We start from the raw sequence: 24442 nt of genomic DNA, 5'->3' as shown, positions 1-24442 counted from the left end.
CTGCCGGACCCGCCCCGACCGCCCTCAGCGCCCTACCGCCTGCTCAACCGCAAGGAGACCGTGATGACCCAGACCCTCGACACCCAGCAGCAGGTCCGCCCGATGCTGGCCGACACCGGCCTGAAGCTAGGGCTCTTCAGCGCGAACTGCTCCGGCGGCTTCGCCGTCACGAAGATCGAGGAGCGCTGGTCCGCGAGCTGGGACGACAACGAGCGGATGGCGATCCTCGCCGACGAGGTCGGCATCGACTTCCTGCTGCCCATCGCCCGGTGGATCGGGTACGGGGGCGAGACAAACTTCCACGGCGGCGTCCTGGAGACTCTGACCTGGGCGGCCGGGCTGCTGGCGAAGACGAAAAACATCACGATCTTCTCCACCGTGCACACCGCCTTCAACCACCCGGTCGTCGTCGCCAAGCAGCTCGCCACCATCGACCAGCTCAGCCACGGCCGTGCCGGGCTCAACGTCGTCGCCGGCTGGAACCAGCCGGAGTACGAGATCTTCGGTGTCGACCTGCCGAAGGAGCACGACGACCGCTACGCCCGAGCCCAGGAGTGGTTCGACCTCATCCAGCGCATCTGGAGCGAGGACGCGCCGTTCGACCACGACGGCCGCTTCTTCAACGGCAAGCACATCTACGGCAACCCCAAGCCGTTCGGCGGCCGGATGCCGATCCTCAACGCCGGATCCTCGGGCCAGGGGCGCGAGTTCGGCGCCCGCAACGCCGACTACGTCTTCACCAACGTCTTCGGTCCCGAGGACGGTGCGGGCATCGTGGAGAAGCTCTCCAGCCACGCGCAGGAGGCCTACGGCCGCGAGTTCGGTGTGCTCACGCCCAGCCACGTGGTGTGCCGCCCCACCCGCAAGGAGGCCGAGGAGTTTCTCCACTACTACGCGGAGGAGAACGCCGACTGGTCCGCCGTCGACAACCTCATGCGCCTGCAGAACCTCCACGCCAAGTCCTTCACCCCCGAGATGCTCGCCACCTACCGGTCGCGCTTCGCCGCCGGGCACGGGTCCGTCCCGCTGTACGGCACGCCGGACGACGTGGCCGACGAGCTCGAGCGCTACTACCGGGCCGGCTTCTCCGGCCTGACGCTGGCCTTCGTCGACTACGTCTCCGAGCTCGAGTACTTCGCCCAGGAGGTGCTCCCGCGGCTGGAGCGCAAGGGCGTGCGGAAGCCCCGATGAACGGGAACGTCGTCGTGGTCGTGGGCAACCCCCGGCCCGGATCGCGTACCGCCGCTGTGGCGCGCGCCCTGGGCCGGCGGGTGGCCGGCGACGGCGAGGTGCGCGTGATCGAGCTGGCCGAGCTCGCCGGGGAGCTCTTCGACCCGGCCTCGGCCGCCGTCGCGGAGGCGGTGGACGCAGTACGCGGCGCCGCCGCCCTCGTCGTCGCCTCACCCACCTACAAGGCCACCTACACCGGTCTGCTCAAGGCGTTCCTGGACCGTTTCGCGGCCGACGCGCTGCTCGGCATCCCCACCGTGCCGCTCATGGTGGCCGGCGCCCCGCACCACGCCCTCGCCGTCGAGACCTCGTTGCGCCCGGTCCTGGTGGAGATCGGCGCGAGCATGCCCACCCGCGGGGTGTTCGTGCTCGACGCCGACCTCACCGACCCCGGCGCCGCCCTCGAGGCCTGGAGCACCACCTACCTGGCCGTGCTCGCCCCCGCCGTCGCCGCCCGGGTGGCGGCGCGAGCACACCCGGTCGCCACCGAGGTGACCGCGTGAGCGCGGCCGCGGCGGACGCCGTCGTCGTCGGAGGCGGCGTCAACGGGATGGTCGCCGCCGCCGTGCTGGCCCGCGCGGGCTGGGACGTGGTCCTGATGGACCGCAACGAGCGGATCGGCGGCTTCATCGCCTCCGCCGAGGCGACGACGCCGGGGTACGTCGACGACCTCTACTCCTCCTGGCACCCGCTCTTCGTGACCTCGCCGGCCTTCGCCGAGCTCGGGCCCGACCTGGAGCGGCACGGGCTGCGCTACCGCAACACCGACGGCGCCGTGACCGCCAGCGTGGCGGACGGCGGCCGGGTCACCGTGGCGCACCGCGACCCCGCGCTCACCGCCGCCGTCATGTCGCCGGGCGACCGGCGGGCCTACCTGCAGATGGTGGACGAGTTCGGCCGCCGCGCGGACCGTATCGGCGCGCTCATGGGTGCCGACCTGCGCGCCCCGGCCGGCCTCGGGGCGGCGCTGCGCCTCGGCGGCCGGTCGGGGCTGCGCGGCTCCGAGCGCCTGACCCGGGACCTGCTCAGCTCGGGCCGGTCCTGGGCGGGCCGCACCTTCCACGGACCCGAGGTCGACCATCTCTGGGTCCCGTGGCTCCTGCACGCCGGCCTCTCGCCGGACGCCGCCTCGGGCGGCTTCATGCTGCCGCTCTTCGCCGCCACGACGCACCTGGCCGGGCTGCCCGTCGTCGAGGGCGGGGCCGGGAACTTCGTCGCCGCCTTCGAGGGCCTGCTCTCCGAGCTCGGCGTCGACGTCCGCACCGGCGTGCACGTGGACCGCGTGCTCGTGCGCGGCGGCCGGGCGGTCGGCGTCGACGCCGGCGGTGAGCGGATCCTCGCCCGTCGGGCCGTCCTTGCCTCGGTGTCCCCGCAGGCGCTCTACGGCGACCTCCTCGGGGCCGCGGCACCTCAGGCCCGGCGCGCGGGGGCCGCCACGTACCAGCCCGGCCGCGCCGCGATGCATGTGCACGTGACCCTCGACCGGCCGCTGGAGTGGACCGACGAGCGGCTCGCCGACATCCCGCTCGTGCACGTCAGCGACGGGTCGGCGTCCACCGGTGTCGCCTGCGCCGAGGCGCTGGCCGGGCTCCTGCCGCAGCGTCCCACCGTGGTCGTCGGCCGCCAGCACCTGCTCGACCCCTCCCGCGTCCCGGCCGGCACCGGCGCCCTCTGGCTCCAGCTCCAGGAGGTGCCGTTCGCGCCCGTCGGCGACGCGGCGGGGGAGCTCCGTCCCGACGGGGCCTGGACCCCGGAGCTCGCCCGGGCCTACGCCGACCGGGTGCTGGACCGCGTGGCCGCGCACGCCCCCGGGCTGCGCGGCGCCGTCCGCGACGTGCGGGTCACCACCCCGGCCGACCTGCTCGCCCGCAACCCCAACGCCATCGCCGGCGACCCCTACGGCGGCTCGGCGGAGCTGGACCAGAACCTGTGGTGGCGCCCCTTCCCGCAAGGCGCCGGCGGAACCGGCGTGGACGCCCTCGTGCACATCGGCGCGGCCGTCCACCCCGGGCCGGGTCTTGGCGCCGGCTCGGGTTACCGCGCCGCACACCGCCTGGTCCGCCGGGCACGAACGCTCCGCCCGGCACCGCGCCGCGCGGGGGAGAAGCAGAAAGAGAAGGTGCACGCGTGAGGGCAACGTTTGACGCCACCGGTCACGTCCTGGTGGTCACGGGCGGTGCGTCCGGGATCGGCGCGGCCGTCGCTCGGGAGTACGCCACGGCCGGCGGGCATGCCGTCGTCCTGGACGTGGCCGAGGGGCCGAGCACCGACGGCGTGGAGCACGTGCACGTCGACGTCGCCGACCGCGACGCCGTCCACGCCGCGGTGGAGCAGATCGTGGACCGGCACGGCCGGATCGACGGGCTCGTCGCGGGCGCGGCCGTCCAGCCGCGCGTGCCTGTGCTGGAGATGGACGCCGAGACCTGGCGGCGCACCCTCGCGATCAATCTCGACGGCGTCGTGTGGGCGTGCCAGGCGGTGGTGCCGCACATGGTGCGGCGTCGGTCCGGCTCGGTCGTCGCGTTCGCCTCCGGGCTGGCCCGGACGGGCCACGCCGAGGCGTCCGCCTATGCGGCGAGCAAGGCCGCCCTCGTCGCGTTCCTGCAGTCGCTCGCGGCCGAGGTCGCCGAGCACCGGGTGCGCGTCAACACCGTCTTCCCGGGCGTCATCGACACCCCCCAGATGCGGGCGGCCAACCCGCCCGGGCCCGAGTACGAGCAGTGGCTGCGCACCACCGGCGTCGGGGTGGCGGCCGACGTCGTCGGACCCCTGATGTACCTCATGTCCGACGCCGCCACCATGACCGGTTCGACCCTCACCCGCGACCGGGTGTTCAGCAAGGAGGAGAAGTAATGGTTCGCGAGCTGCCTGTCGCCGTCATCGGTGGCGGTCCTATCGGTCTTGTCACTGCGATCGGACTTGCGCACTACGGTGTGCCCGTCGTCGTCTACGAGGAGGACGACCGCCTGTCGCTGGACACCAAGGCGGGCACGATCCTCACCCGCACCCTGGAGGTGCTGCACCGCTACGGGGCTCTCGACGACGTGCTGCGCGCCGCTGTGCGGGTGGACGAGATCGGCGAGCTGGACCGCGCGACGAACACCTCCACGCTGTCCGTGCGCACCGGCGACCTCACCGAGGACACCCGATACCCGTTCGTCATCAACATCCCCCAGCACGAGCTCGAGCCGCTGCTGCGCGACGCCCTGGAGCGCAAGGCCCCCGGGGCCCTGCGCATGGGCCACCGCCTGCGGACCTTCACCGACCACGGCGACCGGGTCGAGCTCACCCTCGACGGGCCCGCGGGTGAGGTGATCCAGGAGGCCGGCTACGTCCTGGCCTGCGACGGCGGGCACTCGACCGTCCGCCGCCTGCTCGGCATCACCGTGGAGGGCAAGACGCTCGAGGACCGGTACAGCCTCGTCGACCTCAAGGTGGACCTCGACCTGGCCAACCCGCGCGACTACCCCTACCTGGCGTACTTCGGCGACCCGCAGGAGTGGATGGTGCTCGTGCGCCAGCCGCACTGCTGGCGCTTCCTCTTCCCCCTCGGCCCCGGCCGCCCGGAACCGACCCGGGAGGAGTTCGCCGAGAAGGTGGCCCGCTTCATCGGCGAGACGGACTCGATGGAGATCCTGGGCACGAACATCTACAGCGTCCACCACCGCGTGGCCGAGACGTGGAACGTGGGCCGGGTCTTCCTCATGGGCGACGCCGCGCACCTCATCACCCCGATGTGGGCGCTCGGGCTCAACACCGGCATCCTCGACGCCTCGAACCTGCCCTGGCGGCTGGCCTGGCTCTTCCGGGGCTGGGCCGACGAGTCGGTGCTCGCCGGCTACGAGCAGGAGCAGGCTCCCGTGGCCATCAAGGGCTCCGGGGCTCTCGCCGAGGCGGCGCGCGCGAACATGGGCCGCCGGGCCGAGGGCGCACCCGCCATGGGTGAGGGCAACTGGGGCAACGCGTTCACCCGCGCCCTGCTCGGCGTGAAGCTCGACGTGGACGGCGACGGCGAGTGGTCGATGGTCAAGTCCGGCGACGTGCCGCTGCCCGTCACGGCGGGGGACCGCGCACCCGACCTGCCGGTCTTCGGGCCCGACGGCCAGACGTACGTGCACGACCTGTGCGCGAACTCGTTCGTCGCGCTCCACTTCACCGACGCCCGCCGGCAGCCGAACATCCCCGGCCCGACGCGGCCGGGCCTGCGGCACTACGTGGTCAGCCGCTGGGACGCCCCGCACGACTCCGGGCTACGCGACCGGGCCCTCTTCGACCCCTCGGAGCGGCTGCGCCGCCGGCTCGGCGTGGGGGAGGACGTGGTGGTCCTGCTGCGCCCGGACGCCCACATCGCGGCGATCCTCCCGGCCGGCGACCCCGACGCCGTCGTCGAGAAGTACCGCAGCATCGTCGGCGCCGCGGCTTCGGTGCCGGTCCCGGCCTCGTAGGGACGATCCCCTCCGGGGCGTCTGCGTCGACCGAGGGTCGTGGGGCCGAGCGAGCATGGTTGGCCACGCTCGCTCGGCCCAAAGACCCTCGGTCGGTGGCGGGCGCGCCCCCGCGCACGCAGCACGGTGACCGGCGCTCCGAACGCAGGACCGTAACAAGATCTTTACCAAGACTCCTTGAAATATCTGTGATCAAACTGCCAGTATCAGACCCTGGCCGGCACAGGCGCCGGCCCGACCGCCTGATCCTGTCCTCGGACCCCCAACAGAAACTCGGTGGTGACATGTCCCTCCCTCGCATCGCACCGCTCGCCGGTCTTGCCGGCGTGGCGCTCCTCCTGGCCGGTTGCGTCTCCAGCGCCCAAGAGGAACCCGCGCCCTCCGCGGAGACCTCCGACGGTGCCGCGGGCACCCAGCCCTCCGGCAGCGCCGAGACCGTGACCATCGGCGTGGTCATGGCGTCGTCGGGCTTCATGGGCCCGATCGACACCCCGCCCCTGAACGCCATGAAGCTGGAGGCCGAGACGCTCAACGCCGCGGGTGGTATCGGCGGGCAGCAGATCGAGCTGAAGGTCATCGACACCGGCACGAACCTCGACCGGTACGCCTCGGCGGCGACCGAGCTCATCAGTGGCGGTGCCGAGGTCCTCATCGTCACCTGCGACTACGACGTCTCCTCCCCGGCCGCGCTCGTCGCCGAGACCGAGAACGTCCTGAGCATCGCCCCCTGCATCGGCGACCCGATCTACGGGCCGGCCGGCGGGCTGGAGAACGGGTTCTCGATGGGCTCTGGGACCCCCGGCGAGGCCACGATCCAGGCCGAGTTCGCCTACGAGCAGGGCTGGACCAGCGCCGTCCTCCTCACGGACACCACCCTGAAGTACACGCAGAACCAGTGCGAGATCTTCGAGAAGCGCTTCACCGAGCTCGGCGGCACGATCGTCTCCAAGTACGACTACCAGCAGGGCGACTCCGTCCGCGAGACGGTCTCCGCCGTCGCGGCGGGCGAGGAGCCGGCCGTCATCGCCAACTGCGGCTACTCCCCGGGCGGCGCCACCGTCGCCAAGGAGATGCGCGACGGCGGCGTGAACGCGCCGATCATCTCCGGCTTCGGCATGGACGGTGACTTCTGGACCGGCGGCATCCCTGGCCTGAGCGACTACTACGTGGTCACCTATGCCGCGAAGAACGGCGACGACCCCAACCCCGCCGTCAACGAGGCCGCCGACGCCTACGAGGCCGCCTACGGCGAGCGTCCTTCCGTCGGCGCGTTCGTCGCCGGGCACTCCACCCTCCAGGCCATCAAAGCCGCCTACGAGGAGGCCGGCAGCTGGGACGGCGACAAGCTGACAGCCGCGCTCGAGACGATGGGCGAGCTGGACCTCATGGCCGGCCCCACCAAGTTCACCGAGGAGCTGCACATCTCCGTCGAGCGGCCCATGCGGGTGCTGCAGGTCAAGGACGGCAAGCTCGCGTTCGTCGAGGAGCGCGCGCCCGAGAAGGTCACCTTCGCAGGATGAGCGAACAGGCAGCCACCATGACGAAGACTCTCGCCGTCAGCGGTATCACCCGGTCCTTCCGGGGGGTCAAGGCCCTTGTGGGCGTCGACCTGACCGTCACGAGCGGCGCCGTCCTCGGGCTGATCGGCCCGAACGGCGCGGGGAAGTCCACGCTGGTGAACATCATCAGCGGGTACGACCGGCCGGACACCGGCACGGTGACGATGGACGGCGTGGACGTCACCAGGACCGACGCGCGCACCAAGGCGCGCAACGGCCTGGCCCGGACGTTCCAGCACGGCCACACGTACCACGGGCTCTCGGTGCGGGAGAACATCGAGGTGGCTGCCCTCGGCACCGGCCGGCGGCGGGCGGAGGCCCGCCGCCGGGCGACCGAGCTCATGGAGCGGCTCGGCATCGCCGACCGCGCCAACCAGCTCGCGGCGGCCCTGCCGCACGGCACCGAGCGGCGCCTCGGCGTCGCCCGGGCCCTCGCGATCGAACCGCGCTACCTGCTGCTCGACGAGCCCGCCGCCGGCCTCAACGAGGGCGAGATCGGCGAGTTCGGCGACGTCGTCCGCTCGATCGCGGCGGAGGGCACCGGCGTGCTGCTCATCGACCACAACATCCGGCTGATCATGGCCGTCTGCGACACCATCCACGTCGTCGTCCAGGGGAAGAGCTTCCTCGAGGGCACGCCGGAGACGGTGCAGCGCAGCGAGGCCCTCGCCGAGGCCTACCTGGGGAGGAGCGGACGTGCCCACGACGCAGCCTGAGTCGGCGCTCGAGCCGACGACGCAGCAAGAGCCCATGCTCGAGGTCGCCGGCCTCGAGGTCCGGTACAGCGGCGTCCCCGCGGTGAAGGGCATCTCCTTCGCCGTCGGACGCGGCGAGACGGTCGGCCTCATCGGGCCGAACGGTGCGGGGAAGTCCTCCACCCTGCAGGCGCTCATGGGCGCCGTGCGGACCAGCGCCGGCGCCGTCAGGCTGGCTGGGCGCGACATCACCGGGCTCGCCCCCGAGAACGTCATCCGCAGCGGCCTGGCGCTCGTCCCCGAGGGCCGGCACATCTTCGGGGACCTCTCGGTCCGCAACAACCTCCGCCTCGGCCTCGTCGGACGACGCGACCGCACCGGTATCGACGAGGACCTCGAGCAGGTCCTCGACCTCTTCCCGATCCTGCGCGAGTTCGGCGGCCGCTCCGCCGGCCTGCTCTCGGGCGGCCAGCAGCAGCAGCTCGCCATCGGCCGCGCCCTGCTCGCGAGGCCCGACGTGCTGATGCTCGACGAACCCTCCCTCGGCCTCTCGCCGACCGCCGTCGACACCGTCTTCGAGGCGCTGGAGGCCGTCCGGGCCCAGGGCACCTCGATCCTCGTGGTCGAGCAGCGCGCCGAGTTCACCATCGCCTTCGCGGACCGCACCTACGTGCTCCACGACGGGCGGATCACGCTCGAGCTGACACCCGACGCGGCCCAGGACGAAGACCTCCTCACGAAGGCGTACTTCGGATCATGATCATCCAAGGACTCATCGACGCCATCTCCACCGGCGCCCTGTACGGGCTCGCCGCACTGGGGATCGGCCTGGTCTTCGGCGTCATGCGCCTGGCCAACTTCGCGCACGGCGAGATCATCACCATCGCCGCCTACACGCTCGTGCTCACCTGGCACTGGGGCGCCGTCATCTCCCTGGCGCTGGCGATCGCGGCCTCCGTGCTGCTCGCGCTGGTGCTCGAGTTCGCCGTCTTCCGGCGGATGCGACGAGCGGACGCCTCGACCTTGCTCATCGCGAGCTTCGGGCTGAGCTTCTTGCTCCAGCGGGTCTACGAGATCGTCTTCGGCAACAACGTCCGCACGGCGGCCGTCGCGCCCGCGCTCGCCCGCTCGGTGGAGATCGGCGGCGTCCGGGTGCAGATGCTCTCCCTGGTCACCATCGTCGTCGCCGGTCTGCTGCTGCTGGCCCTGCACCAGTTCCTCAACCGGTCCAGCCTCGGGCTCCAGGTGCAGGCGGCCTCTACCGACTTCGCCACCGCCCGCCTGCTGGGCGTGCGGGCGAACAAGGTGATCGCGCTGACGTTCGGCATCAGCGGGGCGCTGGCGGCGGCGGTCGGGTTCGCGCTCGTCGTGCAGACCGGGGCGGTGTCGCCCACCTTCGGCGTCAACATCACCGTCCTCGCGCTCATCGGCGCGGTCATCGGCGGCATCGACAAGCTGGGGTCCGCCGTCGTCGGCGGCTTCGTGGTCGGGTTCGTCTCCTCGATCCTCACCAGCTACCTCCCCGGCGACGTCGTCAACTTCCGCAACGCGTTCGTCTTCGCCGTCGTCATGGTGATCCTCATCCTCAAGCCGTCGGGCCTCCTGGTCCGCGGCCCCGTCCTGGAGCGCGCATGAACACCGACACCACCACCGCGCGGACCGCCACTGCCGTCCCCGGCTGGGGCGCACGTCTGGTCAGCCTCGGCGGCCCCGTGCTGGTGCTCTACCTCGTCGTCCTCGTCGCGAGCCTCGGCGGCGGATCGCTGGTCGTGCAGGCCGAGTACTTCCTGGTCAGCCTCGTCATCGTGGTCGGCCTGCAGATCTTCATCGGCAACTCTGGGGTGCTGTCCTTCGGGCACGTCGCCTTCGTCGCGGTCGGCGCGTGGACCTATGGGCTGATGGTCATCGACCCCGTCCTCAAGGGAAACATCCTGGCCGACCCCTTCCCGTTCCTGGTCGACGCCCAGTTGCCGCTCTGGGCGGCGCTGCTCCTCGCCGTCGTCGGCGGCGGCGTCCTCGCCGCGATCTTCGCCCCGTTCCTCATGCGCGCCAACGGCCTGCAGGCCGGCATCGCCACCTTCGCCCTGCTGCTCATGGTGGGCGTGGTGCTCACCTACTGGACCAAGGTCGCCCCGCCCAGCGGCCAGTCCATGGTGGGCATCCCCAACGCCCTCGGGCTGCAGGAGCTGCTCTACCTCGCGATCGCCGTGATCGTGGTGTCGTGGATCTACCAGCAGACCCGCAGCGCCCGGCTGCTGCGGGCGAGCCGGGAGTCCCTCATCGCCGCGCCGGCCTCGGGCGTGCACGTCACCTGGCACCGGGTGGTGGCGTTCACCGTCTCCGGTGCCGTCGCCGGGCTCGGCGGGGCGCTGTGGGCGGAGACCAACCGCGTGGTCCAGGCCTCCCAGCTCGGCATCGAGTACACCTTCATCCTCATCGCGATGCTCGTGCTGGGCGGGCGCAACAGCCTGTGGGGCGCGGTGGCCGGCACGATCACCTTCTCGGTGCTCGACTCGCTGCTGCAGATGTTCCAGTCCGGCGTCGTCCTGGGGCCGGTCATCGTCACGATCCCCGAGGGCGCCCGCCTGATCATCCTGGGCGCCGTGCTGGTGCTCATGCTGCTCCTGCGGCCCGAGGGTCTGACCGGCGGCAAGGAGTTCGCGCTGCGCAGGCCCTGGGACGCCATCAGCCGACGGAGCATCGCACGAGCGCGCCGGCAGCCCGGCGTGGGTCCGGCGTCGGCCCCGACAGACACGGCGGTCGCCGTGGGTGCCCGGACCGGCGACGACGGGTCCGTCCAGTAGCCGCTGGGGCGACGACGGCGTCTGGCACGTCCGCCGCCCTACCCCGCCCGGCCGGCGCCTCACCGAAGGACCCGGACCGTCAGGACTCCCCTTTCGCCGAAAGCCATGGCATGATGGGGTATCAGATATCACAAATCACAGGAGGTCTCGTGAACGGAACGACTACCGTCAGCGCCGACTGGCTGCGCGCCGCGGTCGGCTCCGTGTTCCGGGGCGTCGGGTTCTCCGCTGACGCCGCGGCGCAGGTCGCCGAGAGTCTCGTCGAGGCGGACATGTGCGGCGTCGCGTCGCACGGCACCATGCTGCTGCCGATGTACGTCGAGCGCCTGCGCAGCGGGTCCGTCTCCCGCCACGAGCGCGCCGAGGTGGTCGCCGACACGGGTGCGGTCGCGGTCCTGGACGGGCGGCACGCGCTCGGCCAGCTCACGGGCCGGCAGGCCATGGACCTGGCGGTCGACAAGGCCAAGCAGTTCGGCATCGGTGCCGTGACCGTGCGGCACGCCTTCCACTTCGGCCGCGCCGCCTCCTACGCGCAACAGGCCGCCGCCGCGGGATGCATCGGCCTGGCCACGTCGAACACCCGCCCGCTCATGCCCGCCGTCGGCGGCGCCGAGCCGGTGGTCGGGAACAACCCCGTGGCCGTGGGCGTCCCCGCCGACGACGCCGACCATGCCGTCACGCTCGACATGGCGCTCTCCGAGGCGGCACTCGGCAAGATCCGCATGGCCGAGGCCGAGGGCCGGACGATCCCGGACACATGGGCCAGCGACGCCGACGGCGTCCCCACCACCGACCCGACCGCCGCCATCGCCGGCATGCTGCTGCCCACCGGCGGGCCGAAGGGCTTCGGTCTCGCGCTCGTCGTGGACATGCTCACGGGGGTCCTCTCCGGCGGGGCGTTCGGCCAGGCGGTGCAGGGCCTGTACAAGGACACCGCCACGCCCAACGACTGCGCCCACTTCTTCCTCGCCATCAACCCCGAGGCGTTCGGCGGCGGGTTCGCCCAGCGCGCCACGGCGCTGGGGGAGGAGGTGCTCCGCTCGCGGCCACGCCCGGGCGTGGAGCGTGTCCTCCTTCCCGGCCAGCCCGAGGAGGCCCGTCGCCGCCGGGCCGAGACCGCCGGCGTCACGCTCGAGGGCAGCGTCCTGGAGGGCCTGCGCCGGGCTGCGGACCTGGTCGGCGCCCAGCTGCCGGCGGCCGACGAGACAGACCTGATCGAGGAGGAGAGCAATGTTCGGTGACGTGGTCGAGGCGCCCGACGGCTCGAAGGTGACCCTGGTCGACGTCGGCTCGACCCGGCTGGTCGACAACGACGTCGTGCGGGTGTGGGACGTCACGCTGCCGCCCGACGGCACGCACCCGTGGCACCTGCACCACAACCCGTACGTCGTGCTCTCGGTGGCCGGCTCGTCCGGGCGCATGGACTGGCTGGACGGCAGCGAGCCCCGGCACGTCTCGGAGTACTCCGGCGGCGCCGTCTTCCGTCCCATCTCACCGATCCACCGGCTCACCAACACCGGCGGCACCCGGTACCGCAACCGGCTCATCGAGCTGAAGGACATGGGCGAGAACCGCCCCGGCGGCGTGGTCGTGGACGTCGGCCCCGGCGCGCGGAGCGTCCAGGGCGAGACCCCGGACCTGCCCGTCCCCGGGGACGGTCGCGTCCCCGTCATCGGCACCGAGTACGTACGGGTCTGGACCGTCGACGTCGCGCCCGGCCAGACCGCCCGGCTCACGCTCGACCCGATCGGCCACGTGCTCGCCGAGCTCGACGCCGACCTCGAGGGCGAGGACCTCGCCGCGTCGGTCCAGCTCCACGACGGCGGCGCGCACGAGATTCCCAACGACACCGACCGAGCGCGCACCTACTTTGTGGTCGCGCTCGACTACCTCACCACCCACGGGAAGGACCACGCATGACCGAGCAGCAGGACGTCGCGCTCCCGCTCGTCCCTCGCCCGCCCCGGCCGGCGGCCGTCGCCGAGGAGGAGTGGGCGGAGAACCTCTCCGAGCCCGCCCGCTACGGCGGGATCGCGGCCGACGGCGCCCGCGAGCAGGAGGGCCCGGTCGTCGGTGGTGAGCTCACGCACCGGTTTCGGGAGATCCTCGTGCAGACCGCGGACCTGGAGTGGGTCGACAAGACCCTCGCCGGGCTGAGCCAGAAGGCGCTGTGGCGCGACGAGGACACCGGCGCCTCGATCACCCTCGTGCGGTTCCTGAAGGGCTCGGGCATCCCGAGCCGGCACTCCCACGCCTCCAACCAGTTCATGTTCTGCCTCTCCGGCCGGTACACCTACGTGCCCACGAACGTGACCCTCACTCCCGGCTCGTTCTACTGGAACCCCAAGGGCAGCCTGCACGGCCCGACCCTCGCCGAGGAGGAGACGGTGCTGCTGGAGTTCTACGACGGCCCGCACTACCCGACCCAGCCCGACTGGTACACCGACCCCAACGACGCGCGCTGACAGCGCGCGAGAAGAAGGAGAACACAATGCCCAAGGTCGAGATCCGCAGCGACGAGCTCGCGGTCCCCAACGGACACTTCGCCCAGGCCACCGCGGCGCGCGCCGCCGGACGGCTGGTCTTCATCTCCGGCATGACGGCCCGGAACGCCGAGGGTGGCGTCACCGGCGTCGGAGACGTCAAGGCCCAGACGCACCAGGTCTGCCAGAACCTGCGCTCCGCCGTCGAGGCGGCCGGCGGCACCATGGACGACATCGCCCGGGTGGACGTCTACGTGCGCAACATGGAGGACTTCAAGGCCATCCACGAGGTGCGCGTGCAGTACTTCACCGGCGTCGCGCCCGCCTCGACGATGGTGGAGGTCTCCAAGTTCGTGAACAAGGACTACCTCATCGAGATCAACGCCATCGCGGTCGTCGGGGACCAGGAGTGAGGTTCGCCTCCGTCCGCACCGGTGACGGGGTCCGCATCGGCGTCGTCGACGCCGGTGCGGGCACGGTCACCGTCCTGCCCGCCGACGCCGGCACGCTCGACGACGTCGTCCGCGGCGGCGCCCCGGCGCTCGAGGCCGTCGCCGCCCGCGTGGCATCGGGCGACGTGCGCCCGCTGGCCGAGGTCGACCTCGCCGCACCGCTGGCCCGGTTCAACCGCGACGTGCTGTGCACGGGGTGGAACTACTGGGACCACTTCGAGGAGTCGAAGGGCAAGCGGGAGGGACAGGAACCCGAGGGGCGGCCCCTGCACCCCACCTTCTTCACCAAGGGCCCGCAGGCCGTGGTGGGCCCGTACGACGACATCGCGTTCGACCCGGAGCTGAGCGCGAAGTGGGACTACGAGGCGGAGGTCGCCATCGTCATCGGCAAGGACGGCCGCTCCATCCCCGAGGACCGCGCCATGGAGCACGTGTTCGGGTTCGCCCTGGCCAACGACGTCTCCCAGCGAGACCTCCAGCGCGCCCACGGCGGGCAGTGGCTCAAGGGCAAGAGCATCGACGGCTCCATGCCGTTCGGCCCGTGGCTCACCACACCCGACGACGTCGCAGACCCCTACGGCATCCAGCTCTCCTGCGAGCTCAACGGGCAGGTGCTGCAGGACGCCTCGACGGCGCAGGTGGCGTTCCGCTTCGAGCGGATCATCGCCGAGCTCAGCCGCGGCATGACCCTGCGGGCCGGGGACGTCATCCTGACGGGCACGCCGGCCGGTATCGGCAACGCCCGTGAGCCGCAGATCTTCCTGGGGGAGGGCGACGTCGTCGTCACCGCCGGGAGCGGACTGGGCCAGCTGCGCAACACCGTGCGTACCGCCGACCTGACCAGCTACGTCACGTCCGACGTCGCCAGTCGGGTCTGACCGCGACGTCACCCGCGACGTCGACCCGCGACGTCGGACCCCGCAGCGTCGGCACCGGCGGGCGGTCGCCCACCTGGGCGACCGCCCGCCGGACCCGCCTTCCGCGCACACCACCACCGAAGGAGACCGCACCGTGCCACTCATCCAGATCACCATGGGCGCCGGACGCACCACCGAGCAGAAGCGTGAGCTGCTGGCCGCCATCTCCCAGGCCGCCCACGAGACCACCGGCACCCCGCTGGCGGCGGTGCGGGCGTGGATCGTGGAGGTCCCCGCCGACGAGCTCATGATCGCCGGCGAGACGCTGGCGGAGCGCCAAAGTGCCGGCAACGCGCACTGAGACCCTCGCGTACCGGCCCGGACCGGTGACGCGTCGGCCTCAGGTGGTGACCGGACGGCAGGTCGCGATCGTCGGTGCGGGACAGGCGGGGATCCAGCTCGCGCTCGGCCTGCAGCACCACGGCTACCAGGTGTCCCTCGTCACCGACCGGAGCCCGGACGAGATCCGTTCGGGCAACGTCATGGCCAGCCAGTGCCTGTTCGCCCCCGCGCTGGAGGTGGAGGACAACTCCGACCTGCCGACCTGGGAGGACGAGGCCCCCGCCATCACCGACCTCGCCCTGACCCTCGAGGGGGAGGAGGGCACCAGCTGGCGCACCGCGTTCGACTCCCCGGCCCGGTCGGTCGACCTGCGGCTGAAGTACGCCACCTGGCTCGAGCTCTTCGCCTCCCGGGGCGGGGACCTGCGCCTGGAGTCGATGTCGCTCGCCGCGACCGAGGAGCTGGCCTCCTCCCACGACCTGGTCATCGTCGCGACCGGCAAGGGCGAGGTGGGCTCCGCCTTCCCGGTGGACCGCAGCCGCAGCCCCTTCGCCGCCCCGCAGCGAGTGCTCGCGATGGCACTGGTCACGGGGGTCGTCCCGGACCCCGCCGGCCACGCCCTGCGACTGGCGATCAACCCCGACGTCGGGGAGTTCATCACCTACCCCATGCTCACGGCCGACGGCGTCGCCCAGGTGATGATGTTCGAGGGACGCCCCGGCACCGCCATGGGCCGTGCCCTCGACGCCATCGGCGGCCCCGAGGACCACCTCGCCGTCACCCAGGAGCTCCTCGCCGCACACTTCCCCGCCGAGGCCGCGCGGTTCGCCGGCGCCCGGCTCGTCGACGCCACCGCGGTGGCCCACGGTCAGGTCACCCCGGCCGTGCGGCGGCCGGTGGGGTACCTGCCCTCCGGCCGCGCGGTGCTGGGACTGGGCACCGCCGTCGTCGCCACCGACCCCATCGCCTCCCAGCCGTCGAACAACGCCTCCCTCGCCGCGGACTTCTACCTCGACGCCATCCTGCGCCGCGGCGCCCGGCCCTTCGACGACGCCTGGAAGAAGAAGACCTTCGAGGCGTTCTGGCGGGGCTGGTCGAAGTGGTCGGTGCTGTGGACCAACTCCATGCTCGACGGCATCACCGAGACCCAGCGCCGGCTCCTGCGCACCGCGGCTGACATCCCCGGCGTGGCCCAGGCCGTCGCCGGCAGCCTCGAGGACCCCCGCACCAGCTACCGCTGGTGGTTCGACGAGGCGAGTGCCGCCGAGCTGGTCGCCCAGGGCGCCGCCGAGGCCCGCGGCGAGTTCGACGCCCGGGACTTCCGCGCCGCGCTGGGGCAGTACGCCACCGGCGTCACCGTCATCACCACCAAGGACGACGTCGGCACTTACCACGGGCTGACCGCGAACTCCTTCACCTCGGTCTCGATCGACCCGCCGCTGGTCCTGTGGTGCCCGAGCAAGCGCGCCACCAGCCTGCCCGCGTTCGAGAGCGCCACGCACTTCGCGATCAACGTGCTCGCGGACTCCCAGTACCACCTGTCCCGGCAGTTCTCCGTGTCCGGGTCGGAGGAGAAGTTCAAGGGCGTCGACGTCGTCGAGGGAGTCGGCGGCGCGCCGGTGCTCCGCGACGCGGTCGCCTCCTTCCAGTGCCGCCTCGTCGCCCGCCACGACGGCGGCGACCACCTCATCTACGTCGGCGAGGTCGAGCAGTACGACCGGACCGGCGGCGAGCCGCTGCTGTTCCACAACGGCCGCTTCCACGCCACCCGGCCCCGGCCCGAGGGCTGAGCGGCCCACCCATCTGCGTCGTGACTTCCCGAGGAGCCTCACCCATGAGCACAGTCGATGCCGTTGTCATCGGTTCCGGCCACAACGGTCTGGTCACCGCCTTGTACCTCGCCCGCGCGGGTTGGGACGTGGTGGTCTTGGAGGGCAACGACGACGTCGGCGGCGCCACCCGTAGTGGCGAGGCGACCGAGGCGGGGCTGGTGCACGACCTGTACGCCACCAACCTCAACCTGTTCCTGGCCAGCCCCGTCTACGCCGAGCTGGCCGACGAGCTCGCCCGCACAGGGTTCCGCCCCGTGGTCAGCGACCGGCCCTACGCCAGCGTCTTCCCCGGCGGCACCAGCCTGCGGGTCTACCAGGACGCCGAGAAGACCGAGCGGCTGCTCGGCGAGCACTCCGCGGCCGACCTCGACGGCTGGCGCCGCCTGCGCGAGCTCCAGCACGAGTTCATGGCCACCCTCATGCCGATCTACGGCACGCGGCTGCCCAGCGCCGCGGCGCTGGGGGCGCTCACCCGCGGCGTGCGCCGCACCGGCCCGCGCCGGGCGCTGCAGCTGGCCCAGATCCTCGCCTGCTCCACCCGGGAGCTGGGTGAGCGCTGGTTCGGCACCCCCGAGGCCAAGGCGCTCCTGGCCGCCTGGGGCATGCACCTGGACTACGGCCCCGATGTGTCGTTCGGGGCGATGTTCCCGTTCGTGGAGACCTTCGGGGACATGGAGGCCGGGATCGCCGTCGCCGAGGGTGGGATCTCCACCCTGCCGCGGGCGCTGGCCGCGCTGATCGCCGAGGCCGGCGGAGAGGTGCGCACCGGGGCCAGGGTGGAGCGGGTCCTCACCTCGGCGGCTCGCGCCACCGGCGTCCGGCTCGAAGGCGGGGAGGAGCTGCGCGCGCGTCGCGCCGTGGTCGCCGGCACCACCCCCACCCAGCTGTACGGCGAGCTCCTGAGCGACGACGGCGTCGTGCCGGCCGCGGACCGGGAGCAGGCCGAACGGTTCCGGTACGGCCCGGGCACGATGATGGTCCACCTCGCCCTGGACGGCCCCGTGCCGTGGGCCGGGGACCCCGACCTCGCGTCGTTCGCGTACGTGCACGTCGGCCCGTACGTGGACGACCTGTCCCTGACGTACGCCCAGTCCGTCGCCGGGCTCCTCCCGGACAGCCCGCTGCTGGTGGTCGGCCAGACCAGCCAGGTCGACCCCAGCCGCAGCCCCGACGGCCGGCAGGTGGTCTGGGTCCAGGTACGCAGCCTGCCCTCGCAGATCCGCGGCGACGCGCGCGGGGAGATCACCGCGCGGGACTGGGACGAGGCCAAGGAGGCGATGGCCGACCGGGTGCTCGCCAAGCTCGAGGAGTACGCGCCCGGGCTCGGCGCCCTCGTGCGCGCCCGCACCGTGCTCTCCCCGCTGGACCTCCAGCGGTCCAACCCCAACCTCGTCGGCGGGGACTCCGTGGCCGGCAGCCACCACGTGGCGCAGAACTTCCTCTTCCGGCCGTGGCTCGGTGCGTCGGGGTACACGACCGCGGTACCCGGGCTGTATCTGGTGGGTGCGTCGACCTGGCCCGGGGCCGGCACGAACGCGCTCTCGGGGTACCTGTGCGCCCAGCTGCTCCTGACGCCACCGGCCGGCGAGCGGCTGGCCGGCGGCGTGAAGGCGGGCGCAAAAGCGGTGGCGCGCGGTGTACGGCAGGCCGCAGACACCGTCGCCGCCAGACGCCGCCGCTAACCCTCACCCAAGTTCCCGCGAGATGTCATCTTCTCCGCGAGACGTCATCTCCTCCGCCAGATGTCAACTTCTCCGCGAGATTTCATCGACGCCTTAGACGCACGGCGAAAGGGGCATCGGCGGAGAAGACAACATCTCGCCGACGAGGTACATCTCGCGGAGGAGATGACATCTCGCCGCTAGTGGTCGGCTGGCCGACAAGGGCTAGTTCGCCTGCGGGGAGGGTGGCTCAGCCGCCGATGTAGGACATCTCGATGCGCTTGGCGCGCCGCGCGCCCAGGCCGGCGCGCAGCTCCGAGTAGCGGTCGCCGCGAGCCCCCCAGATCCCGCCCAGCGCGGTGACGAGGTCGCCGTCGTCCTTGGTCGGGTCACGCAGCAGGGCCCGCAGGTCGAACCCGTCGGCGGCGAAGAGACAGGTGAAGAGCTTGCCGTCGGTGGAGAGCCGGGCGCGGGTGCAGGTGCCGCAGAATGCGCCGGTCACCGAGGAGATGACGCCGACCTCGCCGGACCCGTCGCGGTAGCGCCACCGCGCGGCCGTCTCGCCACGGTAGGCGGGGTCGACGGGCTCGAGGGGCAGCTCGGCGTCGATGCGGGCAACGACCTCCGACGAGGGCAGCACCTCCTCCATCCGCCAGCCGTTCGTCGCGCCGACGTCCATGAACTCGATGTACCGCACGACCACCCCGGTGCCCTGGAAGTGCCGGGCCATGGGCACGATGTCGGCGTCGTTGGTGCCGCGCTTGACCACCATGTTGACCTTGACCGGGCCGAGCCCGGCCTCCTGCGCGGCCTCGATGCCGCGCAGTACCCGGTCCACCGGGAAGCCGACGTCGTTCATCGCCGCGAACCGGTCGGGGTCGAGGGAGTCCAGCGACACGCTGACCCGCGTGAGGCCGGCGTCCTTGAGGGCGCGCGCCTTGACCGGGAGCGCGGAGCCGTTGGTGGTCAGGGCGATGTCGACCGGGCGGCCGTCGGGGGTGCGCAGCGCGGCGAGGGCCCCAACCAGCTCCTCGATGCCGCGGCGCAGCAACGGCTCCCCGCCGGTCAGGCGCAGCTTCTCCACCCCGTGCGCCACCGCCACCCGCGCCACCCGGGTGATCTCCTCGAACGTGAGGATCTCGGCCCTCGGCAGGAAGGCGTAGTCCCGGCCGAACACCTCCTTCGGCATGCAGTACACGCACCGGAAGTTGCACCGGTCGGTGACCGAGATGCGCAGGTCACGCAGGGGCCGGCCGAGCCGGTCGGGCGGGAAGGAGGCAGGCAGACCCAAGGGCGTCGTCATCCCGGCCTCCGTTCTGCTACGCACGTGCTTGACATGTGATCAAATCCTACGAAGAATCCAGCCATCGTAGCCCGAACCCCGGGCCTCGCCCAGCCCCTGTTCCAACGCCGCAGGAGGGACCCATGGTCGTCACCGACACCGTCGGGCTCGTCCTCGCCGCGGGCGCCGGACGCCGGTACGGCATGCCGAAGATCCTCGTGCCGGGATGGCTCGAGCGCGCGGTGCAGGCCCTGCACGACGGCGGCTGCCCCGCGGTCCGTGTCGTCACCGGCGCCGCCGAGCCGGACCTGCCCGCCGGGGTCGAGGGGATCCACTGCGCCGGCTGGGAGGGGGGGATCGGTGCGTCGCTGCGGACCGGGCTGGCCGCCGTCGGGCCGGAAGCGGGCCGGGTGGTCGTCCACGTCGTCGACTGCCCCGACGTTGGTGCGGACGTCGTCGCCCGGGTCCTCACCGCGGCCGGTGACCGCCTGGCCCGGGCCGTCTTCGACGGCCGTCCGGGCCACCCCGTCGTCCTGCCGCAGGCGCACCTGGCCCCCCTGCTCGCGTCCCTGACGGACGCCGACGGCGCCGGCCCCTACCTCCGCGCCCACGAGCACCTGACGGTCGAGTGCGCCGATCTGGCGACCGGGCAGGACATCGACACCCCGCCGGTGACCGTCGCTGGTCACCGCACCGACACCGACACCCCCCGCCGGCCCGTGGCCGGCACCGAGCCAGGAGACGATCGCCGTGCGTGACATCCTCGAGAGCATCCGGTCCTGGACCGCACCGTTCGCCGTCGCCACCGTGGTGCGCACGTGGAAGTCCTCCCCGCGCGGGCCGGGCGCCGCCATGGCCGTCAACGCCGACGGCGAGGCGGTGGGCAGCGTCTCGGGCGGATGCGTCGAGGGCGCGGTCTACGAGGTGTGCCGGGAGGTGCTGGAGAGCGGCGAACCGCAGCGCGTCAAGTACGGCGTCAGCGACGACGACGCGTTCGAGGTGGGCCTGACGTGCGGGGGGACGATCGAGCTGTTCGTCCAGCGCCTCGACCCCGCCGCACCCGACCACCTGGCCGACCTCGTCGCTGCCGTCGACGCCAAACGGCCGACGGCGCTGGCGACCGTGGCCGCCGCGCAGGAGGGGGGCCTGATGGGCCGCCACGTGCTCCTTGTCGACGGCGTGGCCAGGGGTGGCACGGGGGACGAGCGGCTGGACGCGGCGATCGTGGACGTCGCCAGCGGCCTGCTCGAGCACGGCCGCAACCAGATGGTGCACCTGGGCACCCACGGGGAGCGGCGCATGGACGAGCTGTCGGTCTTCGTCGAGTCCTTCGCCCCCGCACCGCGGATGGTCGTGTTCGGGGCGATCGACTTCGCTGCCGCGGTGGCCCGGATCGGGTCCTTCCTCGGGTACCACGTCACGGTGTGCGACGCCCGGCCGGTGTTCGCCACGCGGGCGCGCTTCCCGGAGGTCGACGAGATCGTCGTGCAGTGGCCGCACGAGTACCTGCAGTCGATCGACGTGGACGAGCGCACCGTGCTCTGCGTGCTGACCCACGACCCGAAGTTCGACATCCCGCTCCTGGTGGAGGCGCTGAACGGGCCCGCCGCGTACATCGGCGTCATGGGCAGCCGGCGCACCCACGCCGACCGCAACGCCCAGCTGCTCGAGCAGGGCATCACGCAGGAGCAGCTCGCGCGCCTGCGCTCGCCGATCGGTCTGGACCTCGGCGCGCACACCCCCGAGGAGACGGCTGTGTCCATCGCCGCGGAGATCGTTGCGCAGCGGTGGGGTGGCACGGGGCGTCCGCTTCGTGACGTCGACACCCCGATCCACCGCGAGCCGGCAGTGGTGACCGCGCGGTCCTGAGGGCCCGCTGGACCGTTTCGGACGTCTTTGACATCTGATCAAATATCGGGCAGGGTCGGTGGTATCGAGTGACTGGCCTCACAGCCGGTCGGCGGATCACAGCTGACCGCCGCCGTCACCAGACGGACGCCCGATGAACCGCTGCGTCGGCGCCAACCTCTCGGCGGCCAGCAGCAGCCCTGCCCAGCAACGAGTGACAGGACCACCATGACCAGCTCACGTGCCACCGGCGTCGCTGCAGGCCTCGCCGGCCTCCTCCTCCTGACCGCGTGCGGTGGCTCCACCCCGACACAGCCGGCGGAGGCCGAGACCACGTCGGCCGCCGCGAACGAGACGGCCGGCGACGCCCCGGCGGAGACCGCCGAGGTCACGTACCTGACGTCGTTCAACACCTTCGGTCGGGACGCCTACGCCTACGTCGCGCAGGAGAAGGGCTTCTTCGAGGAGGCCGGGCTCGAGGTCACGATCCAGCCGGGCACCGGCACGGTCGACGTCATGAAGCTCATCGCCTCGGGCAGTGCCGACTTCGGCACGGGCGACTTCTCCACGGTCGTCGTCACCGTCGCCAACGAGGGCCTCCCGGTCACCACCACCGGCGTCATCCACCAGAAGTCCCTCGCGGCGATCATCTCGATCGACGGCCACGGCATCGCCGGGCCGACCGACCTCGAGGGCAAGACGATCGGCGACCAGCCCGGCTCGACCAACCAGGTCATCTTCCCCACGTACGCCGCCGCCGCGGGCATCGACCCGGCGCAGGTTGAGTTCGTCCCCGCCGCACCGCCGGCCCTGCCGCAGCTGCTCGCCAGCGGCCAGGTCGACGCCATCGGTCAGTTCGTCGTGGGCGAGCCGCTCATCGCCTCGACCGCCCAGGGCAAGGACGTCGTCGTCCTGCCCTATGGTGACCTCCTGCCCGAGCTGTACGGCAACGTGCTGCTGACGTCGCAGAAGCTGGCGGAGTCCGACCCCGACCTGGTCAGCCGCTTCACCGAGGCGCTCCTGAAGGGGCTGGAGTACTCCATCGCCAACCCCGAGGAGACCGGGGAGATCCTCCGCAAGTACCAGCCCACCCAGAACCCGGACGTGGCAGCCGCCGAGGTGACCCTCATGGCGCCGTACGTCGAGGGCGACGGCGTCGAGATCGGCACGATCGACGCCGAGCGCGTCCAGGCGATCATCGACATCATGGCTCCCGCCCTCACGGGCGACGTCGCCCCCGAGGACCTCGTCAGCTTCGACCTCGCGCCGGGCGGCCAGCAGTGATCTCGATCGACGCCGTCTCACAGGTCTTCACCACGAGGTCCGGCACGGTCCACGCCCTGGAGAACATCAACCTCGAGGTGGCCACGAACGAGTTCGTGACGCTGGTGGGCCGGTCCGGCTGCGGGAAGTCCACCCTCCTGCGCATCATCTCCGGGCTCATCACCCCCACCTCCGGGACGGTCCGGGTGGCGGGCGAGCCGGTGGTCAAGCCGCGCCGGGACGTCAGCGTGATGTTCCAGCGACCGGCGCTGCTGCCGTGGCGCTCGGTGCTCGACAACATCTTGCTGCCGGTGGAGATCCTCAAGCTCGACCGCGCCAGCCACACCGCACGGGCGCACGACCTTCTCGAGCTCACCGGGCTGACCGGCTTCGAGGACAAGCTGCCGCACGAGCTCTCCGGTGGCATGCAGCAACGCGTCTCGCTGTGCCGCTCGCTGATCCAGCGACCGAAGGTCCTGCTCATGGACGAGCCGTTCTCGGCGCTGGACGCCCTCACCCGCGAGGAGCTCTCGGTCGAGCTCCAGCGCATCGTGGCCGAGGAAAGCACGACGATCGTGTTCGTCACCCACTCCATCGACGAGGCGGTCCTCCTGGCCGACCGTGTCGTGGTCCTCAGCCCGCGTCCGGGCCGGCTGCGCGAGATCGTCGACGTCGAGATACCCCGGCCGCGCACGCTCGGCCAGAACGCGCACGCCGAGGACGTCACCAGGGTCAGCGCCCGGCTGCACGACCTGCTGATGCCGGAGAAGGAAGGTGCTGCCGCATGACCGCCGTGAGCGCTCCGGACAAGGGGCTCCGCCGCGACGCTGCGGCACGCGCCAGGACGCGGCCGGCGAAGCAATCAGGCACGTCCCGCCTGGCGACCGTCGGACTGCCGGTCCTCGCCGTCGTCATCATCGCCGCGCTGTGGTGGCTCGCCACCGTGCTGTTCGAGATCCCCGAGTACCTCGTCCCAGGCCCGCAGGTGGTCACCGGCAGGCTGGTGGAGCTCGGCCCGTACCTGCTCCAGCAGACGTGGGTGACCCTGGGTGAGACCCTCGCCGGGTTCGTGCTGTCCATCCTCATCGGCATCCCGGTGGCGATGGCGATCGCCCGGTTCCGCGTGGTCGAGCTCATGATCTACCCGCTCCTGCTTGCCGTGAACTCGGTGCCGAAGGTGGCGATCGCCCCGATCCTCGTGGTGTGGATGGGGTTCGGCCAGACGCCCAAGATCGTCATGGTCATCCTGCTGTGCTTCTTCCCGATCGTGCTCTCGACCGTCTCCGGCCTGCGCTCGACCCCGTCCGAGCTCGTCGAGCTCTCGCGCTCGCTCGACGCGTCGAACCTGCAGGAGTTCCGCAAGATCCGGTTCCGGTGGGCGATGCCGCAGATTTTCGTCGGCCTCAAGAACGCCATCTCGCTGGCGGTCATCGGCGCGGTGATCGCCGAGTTCGTCGGTGCCTCTTCCGGGCTGGGCTTCGTCATCGTGCAGTCCGGTGCCAGCGCGGACACAGCCCTCGCCTTCGCAGCCATCGTCCTGCTTGCCCTCATCAGCATCGTGCTGTTCTACCTGCTGGTGTGGCTCGAGAAGGTCCTGCTGCCATGGGCGGAAGAGAACCGCTGACGTAGTCGCTGCGATGCCGGTTTCCGGCCTGGTGCGAGGAGGAGGCGGGGCCCGTTTCGGGCCCC

The 24442-nt window shown here is 72.0% G+C and carries 24 protein-coding genes; 23 read left to right on the top strand and 1 reads right to left on the bottom strand.

The annotated features are described in order from the left end of the window. Nucleotides 1–63: 63 nt before the first annotated feature. The 18 genes from FE374_RS11310 (at nucleotide 64) to FE374_RS11225 (ending at nucleotide 18381) form a co-directional block, all read left to right on the top strand. Nucleotides 64–1191, top strand: coding sequence for an LLM class flavin-dependent oxidoreductase (locus tag FE374_RS11310; RefSeq protein ID WP_230978272.1), 1128 nt, complete (start codon nucleotides 64–66; stop codon nucleotides 1189–1191). Beyond that, the gene (locus tag FE374_RS11305) at nucleotides 1188–1733 is read left to right on the top strand and encodes an NADPH-dependent FMN reductase (RefSeq protein ID WP_139929133.1); all 546 of its coding nucleotides are present in this window, start codon (nucleotides 1188–1190) and stop codon (nucleotides 1731–1733) included. The genes FE374_RS11310 and FE374_RS11305 overlap by 4 nt, the downstream gene beginning before the upstream one ends. Beyond that, the gene (locus tag FE374_RS11300; protein WP_230978271.1) at nucleotides 1730–3361 is read left to right on the top strand and encodes a phytoene desaturase family protein; all 1632 of its coding nucleotides are present in this window, start codon (nucleotides 1730–1732) and stop codon (nucleotides 3359–3361) included. The genes FE374_RS11305 and FE374_RS11300 overlap by 4 nt, the downstream gene beginning before the upstream one ends. Further along, nucleotides 3358–4083, top strand: coding sequence for an SDR family NAD(P)-dependent oxidoreductase (locus FE374_RS11295; protein WP_139929131.1), 726 nt, complete (start codon nucleotides 3358–3360; stop codon nucleotides 4081–4083). The genes FE374_RS11300 and FE374_RS11295 overlap by 4 nt, the downstream gene beginning before the upstream one ends. Further along, nucleotides 4083–5675 (top strand): FAD-dependent monooxygenase, encoded by a 1593-nt coding sequence (locus FE374_RS11290; RefSeq protein WP_139929129.1) that lies wholly within the window; start codon nucleotides 4083–4085, stop codon nucleotides 5673–5675. Before FE374_RS11295 ends, FE374_RS11290 begins: the two co-directional genes overlap by 1 nt. Before the next feature lie 284 nt (nucleotides 5676–5959). Continuing rightward, complete coding sequence (locus FE374_RS11285; RefSeq protein ID WP_139929127.1) at nucleotides 5960–7195, top strand: ABC transporter substrate-binding protein; 1236 nt, start codon at nucleotides 5960–5962, stop codon at nucleotides 7193–7195. 17 nt (nucleotides 7196–7212) lie between these two features. Next, complete coding sequence (locus tag FE374_RS11280) at nucleotides 7213–7950, top strand: ABC transporter ATP-binding protein (RefSeq protein ID WP_139931555.1); 738 nt, start codon at nucleotides 7213–7215, stop codon at nucleotides 7948–7950. Next, the gene (locus tag FE374_RS11275; RefSeq protein ID WP_139929125.1) at nucleotides 7931–8689 is read left to right on the top strand and encodes an ABC transporter ATP-binding protein; all 759 of its coding nucleotides are present in this window, start codon (nucleotides 7931–7933) and stop codon (nucleotides 8687–8689) included. The genes FE374_RS11280 and FE374_RS11275 overlap by 20 nt, the downstream gene beginning before the upstream one ends. Next, on the top strand, nucleotides 8686–9564 hold the full coding sequence (locus FE374_RS11270; RefSeq protein WP_139929123.1) for a branched-chain amino acid ABC transporter permease: 879 nt from the start codon (nucleotides 8686–8688) through the stop codon (nucleotides 9562–9564). The genes FE374_RS11275 and FE374_RS11270 overlap by 4 nt, the downstream gene beginning before the upstream one ends. After that, nucleotides 9561–10733: a branched-chain amino acid ABC transporter permease gene (locus FE374_RS11265; RefSeq protein WP_139929121.1), complete on the top strand. Its 1173-nt coding sequence runs from the start codon at nucleotides 9561–9563 to the stop codon at nucleotides 10731–10733. The genes FE374_RS11270 and FE374_RS11265 overlap by 4 nt, the downstream gene beginning before the upstream one ends. 149 nt (nucleotides 10734–10882) lie before the next feature. Further along, complete coding sequence (locus tag FE374_RS11260; RefSeq protein WP_223173521.1) at nucleotides 10883–11974, top strand: Ldh family oxidoreductase; 1092 nt, start codon at nucleotides 10883–10885, stop codon at nucleotides 11972–11974. Next, entirely contained in the window at nucleotides 11964–12653 is a 690-nt protein-coding gene (locus FE374_RS19380) for a cupin domain-containing protein (RefSeq protein ID WP_179957310.1), read from the top strand. The genes FE374_RS11260 and FE374_RS19380 overlap by 11 nt, the downstream gene beginning before the upstream one ends. Next, nucleotides 12650–13198, top strand: coding sequence for a cupin domain-containing protein (locus FE374_RS11250; protein WP_223173520.1), 549 nt, complete (start codon nucleotides 12650–12652; stop codon nucleotides 13196–13198). Before FE374_RS19380 ends, FE374_RS11250 begins: the two co-directional genes overlap by 4 nt. Before the next feature lie 26 nt (nucleotides 13199–13224). Next, nucleotides 13225–13629: a RidA family protein gene (locus tag FE374_RS11245; RefSeq protein WP_139929119.1), complete on the top strand. Its 405-nt coding sequence runs from the start codon at nucleotides 13225–13227 to the stop codon at nucleotides 13627–13629. Then, nucleotides 13626–14546: a fumarylacetoacetate hydrolase family protein gene (locus tag FE374_RS11240; protein ID WP_139929117.1), complete on the top strand. Its 921-nt coding sequence runs from the start codon at nucleotides 13626–13628 to the stop codon at nucleotides 14544–14546. The genes FE374_RS11245 and FE374_RS11240 overlap by 4 nt, the downstream gene beginning before the upstream one ends. Before the next feature lie 133 nt (nucleotides 14547–14679). Beyond that, on the top strand, nucleotides 14680–14886 hold the full coding sequence (locus tag FE374_RS11235) for a tautomerase family protein (RefSeq protein WP_139929115.1): 207 nt from the start codon (nucleotides 14680–14682) through the stop codon (nucleotides 14884–14886). A 46-nt stretch (nucleotides 14887–14932) separates the two neighbouring features. Next, the gene (locus FE374_RS11230; protein ID WP_223173519.1) at nucleotides 14933–16657 is read left to right on the top strand and encodes a flavin reductase; all 1725 of its coding nucleotides are present in this window, start codon (nucleotides 14933–14935) and stop codon (nucleotides 16655–16657) included. Nucleotides 16658–16701: 44 nt separating this feature from the next. Then, on the top strand, nucleotides 16702–18381 hold the full coding sequence (locus FE374_RS11225) for a phytoene desaturase family protein (protein ID WP_139929113.1): 1680 nt from the start codon (nucleotides 16702–16704) through the stop codon (nucleotides 18379–18381). 229 nt (nucleotides 18382–18610) lie between these two features. Here FE374_RS11225 and moaA read toward each other — a convergent pair whose 3' ends face one another. Beyond that, on the bottom strand, nucleotides 18611–19663 hold the full coding sequence (gene moaA, locus FE374_RS11220; RefSeq protein ID WP_139929111.1) for a GTP 3',8-cyclase MoaA: 1053 nt from the start codon (nucleotides 19661–19663) through the stop codon (nucleotides 18611–18613). A 122-nt stretch (nucleotides 19664–19785) separates the two neighbouring features. Here moaA and FE374_RS11215 point away from each other — a divergent pair, with 122 nt between their 5' ends. The 5 genes from FE374_RS11215 (at nucleotide 19786) to FE374_RS11195 (ending at nucleotide 24377) form a co-directional block, all read left to right on the top strand. Continuing rightward, on the top strand, nucleotides 19786–20400 hold the full coding sequence (locus FE374_RS11215) for a nucleotidyltransferase family protein (RefSeq protein WP_139929109.1): 615 nt from the start codon (nucleotides 19786–19788) through the stop codon (nucleotides 20398–20400). After that, a complete protein-coding gene (locus tag FE374_RS11210) occupies nucleotides 20393–21511 on the top strand; it encodes an XdhC family protein (RefSeq protein WP_139929106.1) in 1119 nt (372 codons plus the stop codon). Before FE374_RS11215 ends, FE374_RS11210 begins: the two co-directional genes overlap by 8 nt. A gap of 207 nt (nucleotides 21512–21718) precedes the next feature. Continuing rightward, the gene (locus FE374_RS11205) at nucleotides 21719–22774 is read left to right on the top strand and encodes an ABC transporter substrate-binding protein (RefSeq protein WP_139929104.1); all 1056 of its coding nucleotides are present in this window, start codon (nucleotides 21719–21721) and stop codon (nucleotides 22772–22774) included. After that, nucleotides 22771–23541: an ABC transporter ATP-binding protein gene (locus FE374_RS11200; protein ID WP_139929102.1), complete on the top strand. Its 771-nt coding sequence runs from the start codon at nucleotides 22771–22773 to the stop codon at nucleotides 23539–23541. Before FE374_RS11205 ends, FE374_RS11200 begins: the two co-directional genes overlap by 4 nt. Continuing rightward, nucleotides 23538–24377, top strand: coding sequence for an ABC transporter permease (locus FE374_RS11195; protein ID WP_139929100.1), 840 nt, complete (start codon nucleotides 23538–23540; stop codon nucleotides 24375–24377). The genes FE374_RS11200 and FE374_RS11195 overlap by 4 nt, the downstream gene beginning before the upstream one ends. Nucleotides 24378–24442: the final 65 nt, after the last annotated feature.

The organism is Georgenia yuyongxinii (genome assembly GCF_006352065.1).
GTDB lineage: Bacteria > Actinomycetota > Actinomycetes > Actinomycetales > Actinomycetaceae > Georgenia > Georgenia yuyongxinii.
This window is presented reverse-complemented; position numbering and strand designations above follow the sequence as displayed.